This is a genomic window from uncultured Porphyromonas sp., from assembly GCF_938023125.1.
Taxonomy (GTDB): domain Bacteria; phylum Bacteroidota; class Bacteroidia; order Bacteroidales; family Porphyromonadaceae; genus Porphyromonas.
Map to the genome: position 1 here is coordinate 32,294 of NZ_CALHDW010000015.1, position 14,534 is coordinate 46,827.

11 protein-coding genes are annotated in these 14,534 nt (G+C 46.2%); 10 read left to right on the forward strand and 1 reads right to left on the reverse strand.

Annotated elements, in window-relative coordinates; translation table 11 throughout:
* Window positions 1-118: 118 nt before the first annotated feature.
* The 5 genes from gltX to Q0090_RS04525 all read left to right on the forward strand — a co-directional run bounded on the left by gltX (window position 119) and on the right by Q0090_RS04525 (window position 6,325).
* Window positions 119-1,639 (forward strand): glutamate--tRNA ligase, encoded by a 1,521-nt coding sequence (gltX, locus tag Q0090_RS04505; RefSeq protein WP_297947857.1) that lies wholly within the window; start codon window positions 119-121, stop codon window positions 1,637-1,639.
* Between the two features lie 422 nt (window positions 1,640-2,061).
* Window positions 2,062-2,358, forward strand: coding sequence for a hypothetical protein (locus tag Q0090_RS04510; protein WP_276775482.1), 297 nt, complete (start codon window positions 2,062-2,064; stop codon window positions 2,356-2,358).
* A 128-nt stretch (window positions 2,359-2,486) separates the two neighbouring features.
* Window positions 2,487-2,870, forward strand: coding sequence for a hypothetical protein (locus Q0090_RS04515; protein WP_297947859.1), 384 nt, complete (start codon window positions 2,487-2,489; stop codon window positions 2,868-2,870).
* A gap of 280 nt (window positions 2,871-3,150) precedes the next feature.
* Window positions 3,151-4,716: a ribonuclease Y gene (gene rny / locus Q0090_RS04520; protein WP_297947861.1), complete on the forward strand. Its 1,566-nt coding sequence runs from the start codon at window positions 3,151-3,153 to the stop codon at window positions 4,714-4,716.
* Window positions 4,717-4,741: 25 nt separating this feature from the next.
* Window positions 4,742-6,325 (forward strand): peptide chain release factor 3, encoded by a 1,584-nt coding sequence (locus Q0090_RS04525; RefSeq protein WP_297947862.1) that lies wholly within the window; start codon window positions 4,742-4,744, stop codon window positions 6,323-6,325.
* A 168-nt stretch (window positions 6,326-6,493) separates the two neighbouring features.
* Here Q0090_RS04525 and Q0090_RS04530 read toward each other — a convergent pair whose 3' ends face one another.
* A complete protein-coding gene (locus tag Q0090_RS04530; RefSeq protein WP_297947864.1) occupies window positions 6,494-8,770 on the reverse strand; it encodes an outer membrane beta-barrel protein in 2,277 nt (758 codons plus the stop codon).
* A gap of 565 nt (window positions 8,771-9,335) precedes the next feature.
* Between Q0090_RS04530 and Q0090_RS04535 the strand changes: the two genes are divergently transcribed.
* From Q0090_RS04535 to Q0090_RS04555, 5 genes are all read left to right on the forward strand, one after another.
* On the forward strand, window positions 9,336-11,369 hold the full coding sequence (locus tag Q0090_RS04535; RefSeq protein ID WP_297947865.1) for a hypothetical protein: 2,034 nt from the start codon (window positions 9,336-9,338) through the stop codon (window positions 11,367-11,369).
* Between the two features lie 146 nt (window positions 11,370-11,515).
* Complete coding sequence (locus tag Q0090_RS04540) at window positions 11,516-12,238, forward strand: glycosyltransferase family 2 protein (protein ID WP_297947867.1); 723 nt, start codon at window positions 11,516-11,518, stop codon at window positions 12,236-12,238.
* A complete protein-coding gene (gene prmC / locus Q0090_RS04545; protein ID WP_297947868.1) occupies window positions 12,238-13,119 on the forward strand; it encodes a peptide chain release factor N(5)-glutamine methyltransferase in 882 nt (293 codons plus the stop codon). Before Q0090_RS04540 ends, prmC begins: the two co-directional genes overlap by 1 nt.
* A complete protein-coding gene (locus tag Q0090_RS04550) occupies window positions 13,116-13,568 on the forward strand; it encodes a regulatory protein RecX (RefSeq protein WP_297947870.1) in 453 nt (150 codons plus the stop codon). The genes prmC and Q0090_RS04550 overlap by 4 nt, the downstream gene beginning before the upstream one ends.
* Before the next feature lie 9 nt (window positions 13,569-13,577).
* Window positions 13,578-14,291, forward strand: coding sequence for a ComF family protein (locus Q0090_RS04555; RefSeq protein WP_297947872.1), 714 nt, complete (start codon window positions 13,578-13,580; stop codon window positions 14,289-14,291).
* Window positions 14,292-14,534: the final 243 nt, after the last annotated feature.

Consider the following 14,534-nt stretch of genomic DNA (forward strand, 5'->3'; position numbering starts at 1 on the left):
CCTACTAAGTAGCAGAAGAATGGGCATCTTCCCTTGGGAGATCCCCGACAAATAGCTACTTTTGTTGTGCTATTGAGCATAGAAAAGAATACACAATACACTAGAGAAAGAATAGAATATGACTTCAACCTCCCAAAAGCCACGTGTGCGGTTTGCACCCAGTCCTACGGGGCCACTCCATATCGGAGGGGTGCGTACAGCTTTGTATAATTACCTGTTTGCTCGTCATTTTGGTGGCGATATGCTACTACGTATTGAGGATACGGATAGCAAGCGTTTTGTACCGGGTGCCGAGGCCTATATATTGGAAGCACTTAATTGGCTTGGGATAGAGATAGATGAAGGTGTAGGTGTAGGGGGTGAGTGTGGCCCCTATCGCCAGAGCGAACGCCGAGATATTTATCGCGAGTACGTAGCCCAACTATTGCGCGAGGGGAAGGCTTATAAGGCCTACGATACGGCCGAGGAGCTAGAGGCCGCCCGTAATGCCATCCCCAACTTCCAGTACGATGCCACTACCCGCAATAGCATGAAAAACGATCTTGTCCTTAGTGAGGCAGAGGTCCGAGCTTTGGAAGAGGCGGGAGTACCCTACGTAGTACGTATCAAGATCGAGCCCGGAGAAGAAGTCGTGGTAAACGACCTAATCCGTGGCGAGGTACGTATCAATTCATCAATTATAGACGACAAGGTGCTCTACAAGAGTAGCGATGACCTGCCTACCTATCACCTTGCCAATATTGTGGACGACCACCTAATGGGTATTACTCATGTGATACGAGGGGAAGAGTGGTTACCTAGTGCCCCCTTGCACAAGCTCCTCTATAGAGCGTTGGGTTGGGAAGATACAATGCCCCAATTTGCTCACCTTGCCCTCTTGCTCAAGCCCGAAGGGAATGGTAAGCTCAGCAAGCGAGATGGCGATCGATTGGGCTTCCCCGTATTCCCTCTCGAGTGGCACGACCCCGAGAGTAAGGCCATTTCCATGGGGTACCGTGAGAGTGGTTACCTGCCCGAGGCTGTTGTCAATTTCCTTGCCCTCTTGGGGTGGAATCCCGGAGATAACCGAGAAGTGATGACTCGGGAGGAGTTGATAGAGGCTTTCTCGCTCGATAAGTGCAGTAAGTCGGGGGCTAAATTCGATTTCGAGAAGGGCAAGTGGTTCAATCATCGCTACTTGCAGGAGGCGCCTATTGAGCATATTGCCACTCTATTTACTCCTATTTTGGAGCAGCATCATGTAGCCGTACCTGCCAATCTCGAGAGCATCCTCAGCGTGGTGCGAGACCGAGTTCAATTGATTCCTCAGCTTTGGGATGAGACCTATTTCTTCTTCTTGGCGCCCGAAGAGTACGACGAAAAAACGGTGAAGAAGCGTTGGAAGGCAGAGTCTTCACTCCAAATGCGTGAAATTATCGATCTATTGAATGCTCAACCCGCCTTCGAAAGCGAGGCATTGGGAGAGGCTCTCAATAGTTTCATTCAGACCAAAGAGTATAGTATGGGAGGGGTGATGAATGCCCTTCGCCTAGCGCTTGTTGGGGCTCCCAAGGGGCCTCATATTAACGAGATTATCTACCTGCTTGGGCGAGAAGAAAGCATCCGACGCATTGAGCGTGCTATTGCACAGCTCGGTTAATCGGTCCCTCTTAATAAGAAAATCTCCTCTCCTTGTGGTCTCTTGCCATAGGGAGAGGAGTTCTTTTTCTAGGGGCTACTCAGAGAGCCCCAACTTTTCCTCAACGCTTTTTGCTCTTGGAGCCCCATTCGATCGATTTTTCATCATTTTATTCCACCCTTGTAAAGTGAATAGGGGGACTTTTATACCTTTCTCTTAGGCGGATTGAGGTTCCGCTGGTGAGAAAGTTTGTAAGTTTCTTTATTCATTTCTTATTAGAGGAGTTAGCAGTGTTGCTTTCCCCGGCTGCCTTTTGGAAGACTATAAATTCGGAGGTTGCTTCATAGCTATCTCCTTTTTCTGTCACATAGGGATCCTTTGGTGGGGACTTTTCACCTGCCAATTCCATCTTTTTTGTATCTTTGCCGTAAGAAGACTTAGCAATGACTAGGCAGGAAGCAGAGTATTTGCAGCGGCTGGAGCGTGCTTTTGGAGGTCTCTCGCAGCTTTTGGAACGCCAACAGGTGTACATTTCGGAGCTACAGGCTCGGGTGAAGTACCTTGAAGGGGAGCGTTTGAGACTGGAGGAGAGCTTGACTACGGAGCAGCAAAAGAATAACGCTTTGCTTACAGCTCGGATGATTATTGCACAAGACAAAGATTGGGCAGATGCTCGTCAGCGTCTTGTAGGGTTGAAAAAAAACATCCAAGAGGCCCTACGCCTTTTGGAGACAGAATAAGAAGCCGGAGAAGAAGGAGCCTCTCCGAGAGTTGAGGGAAGTGTCCCTATGATGGAAGAGAACGGCTTAAAGGAAGCGATACGTAGGACGAGAGAGCATGTGTAGCATACACATAAAAAGGAAAAAGTATGTCTCAAAAACCTATTGTGCAGCGTAAGAGCTCGAGCGTAGCTACAGAGTCCGAACCGACGATGAAGGCGAGGATTATAGTGGATAGTGTAGAGCTTAATCTCAAGAAAATCCCCGTCTCCCAAGATGGTGGATACCGCAGAGCTGCTGATTTTGCTACGGATCGTATCCTTCATTACCGTCGTCTCTATGGAGGGAGTATGGAGCAGATCACGGAGCAACCGCGTCTTATGGCGTTGCTGGAGACCGCTTATTTGTTGGATCTTACGACCCAACGAGCCGATCACTCCGATACCGAAGAGTCCTTGGCTAGGTTGTGTACTGATGCCGAAATGCTCTTGGAGCAGTACAAAACCCTCGTAGACGATTTGCCTTCACTCTAGTAGTGCAGAGAGGCGGATCTTGCTAAGGGGATGCGGAGCAAATGGCTCCTAATTGTGCCTTAGGCGAGTGCTTCTATTCTTTTTATCCCAATATCCGATAGTCTTTGTGTTAAGTTGGAATGTCCTTCACAGAGAGGGAGATTTTTCTCTGTCGTAGGGTGAGGAAATCATGCGCCTCTCTTCTTTTTTGGAGAAGAAAAGTCATGGAGGCAAAGTAAACAAACTGGCTTGCTAAGAGGGAGAGAGTCCCTTTTCGAGTTAGGACAAAGAGAGACAGATTATGGGATATGTAATTGGAGCCATTGCCCTCCTCGTTGTAGGATCTGTAGTAGGTTGGCTATTGATTCGCCGTAAGGCAGACAACCTCTACAAGGCAAAGTTGGCCGAAGCAAAGAGAGAAATAGAGCGTCTTCGCAAAGATGCAAGGCGAGATGTAGACGCTCTAGAGAAAGAAAAGATGAAAGAGCTCAAGCAAAAGTTCCAAGGCTTGAAGGAGGAACTGGAGCGTGAGACGAAGCAGCGAAATAGTGCATTCGACAGCCGCCACACCAAACTAAAACGCCGTGAGGAGGACCTCAATGAGCGTCAGTGCGAGCTAGAGAAGAAGAATGGCGAGCTAGATGCGGTGCGCGAGATGCTTACTGCACAGCAGGATGTAGTAGAGCATCGTCAAGAAGAATTGAACGAGCTCATTGCTCAGCAACGCAACCAGTTGGAGCATATCGGAGGGCTTAGTGCTACTGAGGCAAAGGAGCAACTCATTGAGACTATGCGCGCCGAGGCGCAAGACGAGGCTACGGCATACGTTAATGAGATTGTAGAAGAGGCTAAGATGACTGCCAATAAGGAGGCAAAACGCATCGTTGTACAGTCTATCCAGAGGGTAGCTACAGAGACAGCTATCGAAAACTCTGTAAGTGTATTCCATATTGATAATGACGAGATAAAGGGGCGAATTATTGGTCGTGAAGGACGTAATATTCGCGCTCTTGAGGCAGCTACGGGTATCGAGATTATTGTGGATGATACCCCGGAAGCGATTGTGCTCTCGGGCTTCGACCCCGTACGTCGTGAGATAGCACGCCTTGCTTTGCACCAGCTGGTACAAGATGGACGTATCCACCCAGCCCGTATTGAAGAGGTGGTGGCTAAGGTGCGTAAGCAGGTAGAAGAGGAAATTATCGAGACGGGGAAACGTACCGTGATAGACCTTGGGGTACACGGGATTCATCCCGAGTTGGTACGCCTTATCGGGAAGATGAAATATCGCTCTTCCTATGGTCAGAATTTGTTGCAGCACTCTCGTGAGACTGCCAACCTCTGTGCCATCATGGCAAGCGAGCTAGGGCTTAACCCCAAGAAGGCGAAGCGTGCAGGTCTACTCCACGATATTGGTAAAGTACCCGACGACGAACCCGAACTATCGCACGCTATCCTAGGGATGAAGCTCTGCGAAAAGTATAAGGAAAAACCCGAGATCTTTAATGCCGTAGGTGCTCACCACGACGAAGTGGAGATGACCTCTCTACTGGCTCCTATCGTACAGGTTTGTGACGCTATTAGTGGTGCTCGCCCAGGTGCTCGTAGGGAAATCGTTGAGGCGTATATTAAGCGTCTTAATGACCTTGAACAGCTCGCGCTCTCCTATCCCGGAGTGGTTAAAACTTATGCCATCCAAGCCGGTCGCGAATTGCGTGTAATTGTGGGGGCTGATAAGACTAGTGACAAAGACATTGAGCAACTCAGCAATGAGATAGCACGTAAGATACAAGATGAAATGACCTACCCCGGGCAGGTTAAGATCACTGTAATACGTGAGACGCGCTCTGTGAGCATCGCAAAGTAACAACGAGAGAGCCTAGGAATATTATATGTCTTCCTTCGAGCAAGAGATTGACAAACGGCGTACGTTTGCCATCATTTCGCACCCGGATGCGGGTAAGACAACCCTCACAGAGAAACTCCTTCTCTTCGGGGGGGCGATCCATGTAGCAGGCGCTGTCAAAAGCAATAAAATCCGCAAAACGGCCACTAGTGACTGGATGGAGATTGAGCGGCAACGTGGTATCTCCGTGGCAACTTCGGTGATGGGCTTCCAATATGGAGACTATAAGATAAATATCTTAGACACTCCGGGGCACGAGGATTTTGCGGAAGATACTTTCCGTACCCTTACGGCGGTAGATAGCGTTATTATCGTAATTGATAGTGCCAAAGGGGTAGAGAAGCAGACGCGTAGACTGATGGAGGTTTGTCGGATGCGTCATACACCCGTTATTGTCTTTATCAATAAGCTTGACCGTGAGGGGCGAGATGCCTTTGAGTTGCTAGATGAGGTAGAAGAAGAGTTGGGGATTCACGTTTGCCCGATGAGCTGGCCCATTGGTATGGGAGAGCGTTTCCAGGGTGTGTATAACCTATTCTCTCAAGAGCTTTGTCTCTTCAAAAGCGATAAGCAGCATGTCTCCGACGATATCCACTCCATCAAAGATATATCTACTCCTGAGGTAGAGGGGTACATAGGGAAGGCTTCTTCCGATCAACTTCGTAATGAACTTGAATTGGTTCAGGGTGTCTATCCCGAGTTCGCTTCAGATGAGTATTTGTCGGGTCGATTAGCTCCTGTTTTCTTCGGCTCTGCTCTCAATAACTTTGGTATTAGAGAGCTACTCGATTGTTTTGTATGCATTGCTCCGTCGCCACAACCCACAGAAGCAGAAGAGCGCATTGTGGAGCCTCGTGAGGAGCCTTTCTCCGGATTTGTTTTCAAGATCCATGCCAATATGGATCCTAATCACCGCAGTTGTATCGCGTTTGTCAAGGTTTGTTCGGGGCGTTTTGAACGCAATAAATACTATCGTCACATCCGTCTCGATAAGCAATTTCGCTTTTCTTCCCCTACCGCCTTTATGGCACAGAAGAAAGAAATTGTGGATGATGCCTATGCCGGAGATATTGTGGGATTGCCCGATACCGGTAACTTTAAGATTGGTGATACGCTGACAGAGGGTGAGTCGCTACACTTCCGAGGGTTACCAAGTTTCTCCCCGGAGCTTTTCCAATACATTGAGAATGCCGACCCCATGAAGCAAAAACAGCTTATCAAGGGCGTGGATCAGTTGATGGGCGAGGGGGTTGCACAGCTCTTTATCAATCAGTTTAATGGTCGTCGCATCATTGGTACAGTGGGGCAGCTCCAGTTCGAAGTGATCAAGTATCGCCTCTTGCATGAGTATGGTGCGGAGTGTCGTTGGGAGCCTATCCACTTATACAAAGCATGTTGGATAGAGAGTAGTGATGCCGCAGTGCTTGCCAATTTCAAAAAACGTAAGGCACAGTACATGGCGTACGATAGAGAGGGACGAGATGTTTTCTTGGCGGACTCCGGTTATGTATTACAGATGGCTCAACAAGACTTCCCCGAGATCAAGTTCCATTTTACAAGTGAGTTTTAGGGCGAATTAGGCCTAGAGTTTTCAGAAAAATAGGTGGCGTTACTCCATTTTTGGGGTAACGCCACCTATTTTCTTGCCCTCATCGGGATAGAATAATGAGCTGTGTTTTGTCGGAAGCTATCCTATATCATCATATCTTTTCTATATGCAATAGCCCGTGACCATCATCTATTGTTGTAGATTTATCCCCTCATTGGCAGATTGACTAAGACGAGATTCGCTATTTATATTTTTACGATCGGACGTTTTGAGACTCTTGTGACCCAAAGTACAACTTATACTAAAAGTGATTTTAGGGCTATGCCAGTTTTGGACAAAGGAGATAGGACTTTTCATACCTACTATTTCACCTTTGGCTATATTCGTATTCAGTATATCATATCCATTGAGAGAGAACTTCCAGTTTTGGATACGTTTACTAATGGAAAAGTTTATCCACCACTGTTTCTCGGTTTTATATACTCCCAAGAAGAGAGGGCTATAGTAGGTAACTTGAGCGTCGAAATACCACTGAGATGGAAGATTTAATGATTGTTTGTGTTGTGCGTAATAAGCTGTGAATGTACGATTGTAATCTAGGGCATTTACTTCCCCTTTGTCCTGTTGTACATGATAAGCAAGGTAAGTAGATGCTATCCATTGCAATCCAGCCTCTTTGTAGATAATTGGGATTGGAGCTCCTGCTACAATTCGTAGATACCGACTATAATCTAGATTTGTTTTAGTTAGGGCATAACCTCCATTATATGGTGTTAGGTATTCGATTATTGGATACTTTTCATTAGATAGATTTATTTCTAATGTAGCAGCTTTCATGTAGGCGTAATTGAGGGAAAGATTATACCTCGTGCTATTCTTGAGTTTGGGATTTCCCAATCTGTGTAAGAATCCGGAATAGGAGGCGTAAGGCATCAAATCTCGGAAAGAAGGGCGTTGGTAGTAGGTTTGTAATGAGGTGGATATTCGGTGATTGCGTGATATATCATAAGCAAAACTGAAATAGGGTTGCCAATGATGTGTATTATCAAAGTGACTTATTGTTTCTTGAGCAACGCCTTTCTGTTGATCATGATTGAATTGAACACCTCCATATGCATCAATATCTCCCTTACGATAACGTAGAGTAAGATAGGCAGAAGTATTACTTTCATCATAAGCATTGTTCAGGAGCTCAGCCTTCATTGGCGATTTAGTTACAAACCACATGTTATTTTGACTTCCTCCGATTAGAACTCCCAATGTCGGAGTAGGCCAATAGACAACGTCGGACGCTATGCGGAGATAATGGAATCTATCTTGTAATGAATTATTGCTTGTGTTACCATAAAAATAATTCCGACCATTACTACTAAATGTGTAATCTGCATAGTTTTTCCAATCCCAATTCTTCTCAGACAAGGTATGATACAAATTCAAAGTAGCTACTTTTCGATTCATATCAATCCTATTCGTGTGATTGTAGTCAATATTCTCTTTAGAAAGAGATAAATGCCCCCTTGCTTCAATCAGTTGTTTGGGCGATACTTGCCATTCGAATCCTGTTTGAAGACTATGTCCTCTATAAGGCTTGGTCGTTGTTGTATCTGCTCCAATGGAGGTTGTAAGAGTCTCTTGATGGCGTGTATCAAAAAATTGATAGGATACATAATTCCTCCAATTCTTCTTGTTATAGTTGATTCTTATACGTGCATTTTCGGATAGTAGCTTTCTGTAGATAGCATCCATAGATATAAATGTACTGATTCCTTCATTTGGCTTTTTCTTTGTGATGATGTTCAAAATGGCATCTCCTCGCATACCATATTCCGGTCCCGGATGGCGAATAATCTCCACCGCTTCTACGTCCGTAACACTCAAGGATGCAAGATATGCTTGTATCTCTTCATTTGATAATCTGAGTACCTGACGATTAACGGCCACTGTTAAGTTATAGAACCCAAAAATAGACAGCCCTCCACTTTCTTGTATTTGTACCCCCGGTATCAACTTTACACCATCCAAAATGTTTCCTCCGATGGATGCCGGATTTGCGGATAGATTATATCGAGCGACACTACCATTGTATGAAACAAAGGGGCGTTTAGCCGTTACAACAACCTCACTCAGCTCTTTCTCTTTAAGATTGATACTTATTTCCGGGATTTCTATATTCGATTTATTTACCAAAATCCTATTCTTTTCAGAAGTGTAATTTTCTCCGATATAAGAAATAATATATGAGTACTCGCCATAAGGTAATTCTTGATGGTAACGCCCTTGTACATCACATACCGTAGGATATTTCGTTGAATCTTGGAGATTCTTAAATGTAATAATGGCATTGATAAGCTCTTCCCCTGAAGTGGATTTAACTTGACCACTAACCATCCCTCCGACATGTTCTTGTGCAAAAGCCGTTAGCATAGATAGCATAACGGAAAGCAATAGCATTACTTCTCTTTTCATTGTACAACACTTTTCTCCATCAATGGCGTAAAGGTATTAAACAATCTCATTTAATACACTGATTTCTCTTCTTGTTCTCTTTGAACTACTCCTTTCGTGTTCGTTTCCCCAAAACCTTATAGTAAAGAAGTTGTGTGTAATATCGTTCTTGGCTCTTTGGTATTTTCTATAGCGTTCCCATTAATTTTATGGATTTGCCTCAAGGATTAAAATGGTGTAGAGTCTCCTTTTATGTGATAGTGACGTAGATTCTTTGGCTCCAATCAAATTAGGTTGACCTTGTAAAACGGCAGACTTTTCTTTTTCTTACCCTCATCGGGAGAGAATAATAGATTATGTTTTCTTCTTTTTCGGCGTGGATTAGTAATTGTTTTTGTAATATTGTACTCGGTATACAATCCTTCTTGCGCCTCGGATGGGGGAAAAAATAATTCCTCACGCTGTTGGGATGTTATAATGTATTGATGTCCCCAGATTGGAGGTCTCTTGAGGGTATTGTTTTAGGGAGAAATATTTGAATTTGAGAACTAAAAATAGATTAGAAATGAAAGAGATTTACTTTGTTATGAAGAGACGATTTGTGCTGCTTTTGGCAACCATTGTGGCTCTTACAGCAATGGGAACTACTTCCATTTGGGCGCAGGAGCCGCTCGGAGTAACTGTTGCAGGTGTGGAAGTAACGAGTGCTAATGCTACCAATCTTATGAAAGAGATTGTAAAGGAGATTGGCAATGGGACGGGTAAGATCAGCTATGATGCGTCGACTTTTACGCTTACTCTTGAGGGAGTAAAGATGGCGATTGATGACTCTACAAATCCCATTCAGACCTCGTCTGAGCTAAACAATTTTATAATCGAATTGAAAGGGGATAATGTGATTACCTCCAAAGGTGGACGCCTTGAGCTCTCTAGCCTTAATAACGTAATTAAGGGTAGTGGCTCTCTCTCTTATGATGCATCTGCTGCGGTTGCTATTTTTCTAGATAATTCTAATCTTACTATAGAAGGCGGCTGCACGGTGGATGTAAAGGGAGCTTGGGGTATTACGGGAGATATGGGGCTCTCCGAAATCCTCGTAGTCAAAGCTTCTACTTTAAAGGCTAAAGGAGATAGGGGCTCCATCACAGACTTGAAGGATATTAAACTCGAAGATTGTGTGATTACAGCTCCGGCCAATGCTAAGATTGTAGAAGGATTTGTTGTTCTTGGTGAAGAGGCCTGCACGGAACAAGTCGTGATAGAAAAGGTAGGTGTAGACTACGATATTACCGTAAAAGGGGTAAAAGTAAATGCTAGCAATGCTGCCGATATATTGGGTGATGGTACTGTAGCTTACACTGCGGAGACAAAGACTCTTTTCCTGCGCAATGCTACTTTAGAGGGCGGGGATAAGCCTGCTCTTGAGGCAAAGTCGGATTTGTATATCGCTCTAGAGGGTGCGAATACGTTGAGTGCTACGTCTAGCGATGCTATCCTGTTTGAGGCTGATGTGGAAATAAGGGGAGAAGGTTCTCTTAATGTTAAGTCTAAGGAGCAAGCAGGCCTTAAGGCAACCAAGGGATTGACCGTGAGGGGAACGTCTATTGTTGCAGAGGGGGTATATGGATTCCTAGGCGATAAGAATAAATTGTCATTTGTGAATGCAAAGGTAGAGCTACAGGGGAGTACAGCCTCTTTGTCCGGTTTTGGCGAAGTCGCATTCGAGGGGTGCCATATCCATACTCCCAAGGGAGCTAAGGTAGATAAGGGAGTTATTTATCTCAATGGGGCTATCTGCAAGGAAAAAGTATTGATAGATAAAACTATTGACTACCTCTTTGTAGGAGGAAAGACGCTTACGAGCGAAAATTATGAAGATCTCTTCGGGGATGGTTCTGTTCGCTATGATGTAGAAAATCGGATTCTCACGCTTAACAATTTCTCTTTCAAGACAATCGCCGGAGAGTCCGGTATCAACGCAGCCAGCAAATTAGCGGATATTACTATTGTGGTTAATGGTACCAATACGATTGAGACTCCCTACTTTGGATTGGCATTTTCTACCAATGCCCTCATCAAGGGGCAGGGAACCCTCAAAGTGAAAACCGGTAGTGCCGCCATTGCTTTGAGCGGCGCCACTCTTACGATAGAAGAAGGTGTAGACGTGGATCTTGAGAGTGACGACAATGCTATTACCGGTCTTCTTTCCTATCCGGGTAGTCTTGTTTTCAAAAAGGCCAAGGTTAAAATCTTGGGTGCAAAGGGAGCCATAAATAAGTGCTCTTCTGTTACATTCGAAGATTGTGCCATCCTCTCTCCCGAGGGGGCGAAGATGGAGGGCGACCGCCTTGTGCTCAATGGAGCTGCCATTACAACTCCGGTGATTATTGGTATTAAGGATGTTAGTGTAAACGAGGTTGAGGCTTCCGCTGTCAAGGTGTGGGGTGCTTCGGGCAAAGTTCATCTTATGGTTGATACGCCCACTTGGGTGCGTATCTTCTCGCTCGATGGCGTTTGTCTACATGCCGCCGAAGTGGCTGGGTATGCTACTTTTGCTCTCCCCTCTTCGTCTTATATCGTAGAGATAGGGAATATTACTCGCAAGGTGTTGGTGCGCTAGTGTAGTCAGTATCCCTTTTATTCCATAGGGCTACGACCTCTCCCCCAGTGTGAGGTTGTAGTCCTTTTTCTTGTTCCATTAGGGGAATAGTCGCCTTTTTGCGCTTATTCACAATAGCCGGCGGGGAATCTGCGTTAGTGTAGTGTATGATTAAGATCTCCCTTATTACGATCTGTTACAATGCAGAGAGTACGCTATTACCCACGCTTGAGAGTGTGGCTCGGCAGACCTATCCCCATATTGAGTACATTGTGGTGGATGGGGCTTCGCACGACAATTCTCTAGACTTGGTGCGCTCCATATGCCCCGAGGCTCTTATCACAAGTGAGCCGGATAGAGGCTTATACGATGCCATGAATAAGGGGATTTGTAGGGCAACAGGGGACTATATTTGGTTCCTCAATGCCGGGGATTCTCTGCGTCGGGAGACTACGGTGCAAGAAGTTGTAGAGGTAATAGAGCAGGGGAGTGCACCCGATATTGTCTATGGAGACACTATGATTGTGGATGAAGATCGCAAGGAACTGGGGCTTCGCCGCCTACGCCCTCCTCATAATCTTCGAAAAAAAGACTTCTTACGGGGCATGTTGGTTTGTCATCAAGCCTTTGTGGTGGCTCGTCGTATCGCTCTTCCCTACGACCTTACCTATACATTGAGTTCCGACTATGACTGGTGTTTACGGATGCTTGAGCGTTCGCACGAGAATCGGCAGGTTCAAACTATTTTGGTCGACTACCTAGCAGGAGGCCTCTCCAATCAGAAGCATTGGCGTTCGCTTCGGGAGCGTTTTGCTATTATGCGCCGCCATTTTGGGCTCCTCCCTACTTTGTTGGCGCACATTTCGTTCCTCTTTATTCGTAAACGTTGATGCACACGGTAGGTTCGATTCAGACTGAAGCCCTTTCTCGACTTTCTTCTCTTTACACTCGGGAGGAGGCGCATTCACTTGTCCGTATTCTTCTAGAAGAAATCTTGCACTTGTCTCGTACCCAGCTCCTTATGGCGACGGAGAGACCTTTGGACGAAGGGCAGGAGGGGCAATGTTGGGAGGCTGTAGGGCGTCTATTGCACCACGAACCTATTCAATACATTTTGGGTCATGCCCCTTTTGGTCCGCTCGATCTCTTCGTCGCTCCAGGGGTGCTGATCCCTCGGCCTGAGACGGAGGAGCTTTGTGCCACCATCGTAGAGCGACATAGGGGGCAGAAGGGGTTGCGCATTCTCGATTTGGGTACGGGGAGCGGTTGCATCGCTCTGTATCTTGCACAGATGTTGCCCCAAGCGGAGGTCTTCGCTCTAGAGAAAAGCGATCAAGCTGCCGCCATCGCTCGGAGAAATTTTGACCGATCAGGCTTGGGCTCTTCCACGCCCCAACTCTTGCGTGGGGATATGCTCGAAGTGGGCTCTTGGGCTTCGACTCTTCCGCCCTTGGATATTATCGTCAGCAATCCTCCCTACATCCAGCCTACCGAGGCAGTGACTATGGAGCCTCATGTATTGGAGCATGAGCCACACCTTGCCCTCTTTGCTCCGGAGGCAGATCCTCTGCTTTTCTATCGGGCGATATGCCAAGCCGCAGCACGGCTTTCTATGCAACCATCTGCTCATGTTTACCTAGAGCTAAATGCTCTTCTTGCAGAGGATACTCTTGCTATCTTCGCAGAAGCTCCCCATATTCTCTCAGCAAGTCTTTTGCCCGATCTCTCGGGGAAATCTAGATTTCTTACTGCTGCGCTTACTCCCAAATGACTCCAGAAAATCTATACCGCAAGGTTTCTTCTTATTGCTCTAGTGCAGAACGTTGCCCTGCAGAAGTAGCACAATGGCTTTGGCGTCATGGCATTGATGCCGAAGATCATAGCTTTATTATCGAAAAACTCAAAGCCGATAATTTTATCAACGAAGAGCGTTTTATTCATGCTTTTGCCTCCGATAAGTTGCGCTTCTCGGGGTGGGGCCCCTTCAAGATTAAGCAAGAGTTATTACAGAGAGACTTGCCCGAGGGTGCTGTGGAGCGTATCGTGCGAGAGGTAATGGATGAGGAGGATGCTCCGCGTCTGCTGAGAGAGATGCTTACTAAAAAGCTACTCTCGCTTGACGATCCTACTCCGGATGAAATACAACGCAAAGTAATTACTTGGGCAATGAATCGGGGGTTTGATCTCGATGAGATACTCTCTATCCTCAAAGAGTTTTAGTCAAGAGCTGTGTCTATCCGTACCTATCGTTATGTACCTCCTAGGCGTTGGCAGACCTATCTCAAGGCTTGTTTGGAGATCGTTTATCCCCAGTATTGCCCGGTGTGCCACCATCTTCTTGCTCCCGAGATGGAGGGAATTTGTCCGGATTGCCTTCTCTCGCTTCCTCTCTATCATGATAAATTATTACATGCTGCCGACCGATTAGAAGGGGGAGCTTTTCCTTTTGATCAACTCCTAGCCGGCTACCAATTCAGCCGCAACAATGCGGTACAAGAGGTGGTACATAGTATCAAGTACCAAAGAAATAGGGCCCTTGGGATTACCCTTGGGCGTGTTTTAGCTCATCGTTTTGCCCTTTCTCCAGCGCATTATGACCTATTGATTCCCATTGCTACACATCCCAAAAGGGAGGCCCGGAGGGGCTACAATCAAGCGGAAGCTATAGCTCGAGGGGTAAGTATGGCAAGTGGAATACCCGTTGCAACAGAGACTCTCAGACGGAATGGGAGGCACAGCCAAACGATGCTGGGGCGTGAGGATCGCTTGCGCTCAATGGTAGGGGCATTCTCTCTGTCGCGTGATGTGCCGGCGGAGGGGAGCCGCCTTCTGCTCGTTGATGATGTGCTTACTACGGGAGCAACCCTGGTGGCGGCTGCGGACACATTGGCTCTTACAGCTCCCGAGAGCCTGACGGCTCTTGTACTCGCTGTGGATGAATAGCCATCCCCTGTTCCCGAAAATGCTTTTCGAGTATCGCAAAAACACCTTTGATTTTAGGACTAGAGATTGGAATCTGCAAAAGTCAAATGCTAAGAAGATTCTGAACGTTTTCCATTAAGAGTAACTACCTTCGTGGTTATTAATAATTTATATCAATGGAGTGGATACATAAACAAGAAGAACTTATCTTCGCAGAATATCAAGAACTCTTGGGTGGTGGCAGAGAAGTTTCTCCTGATGGTT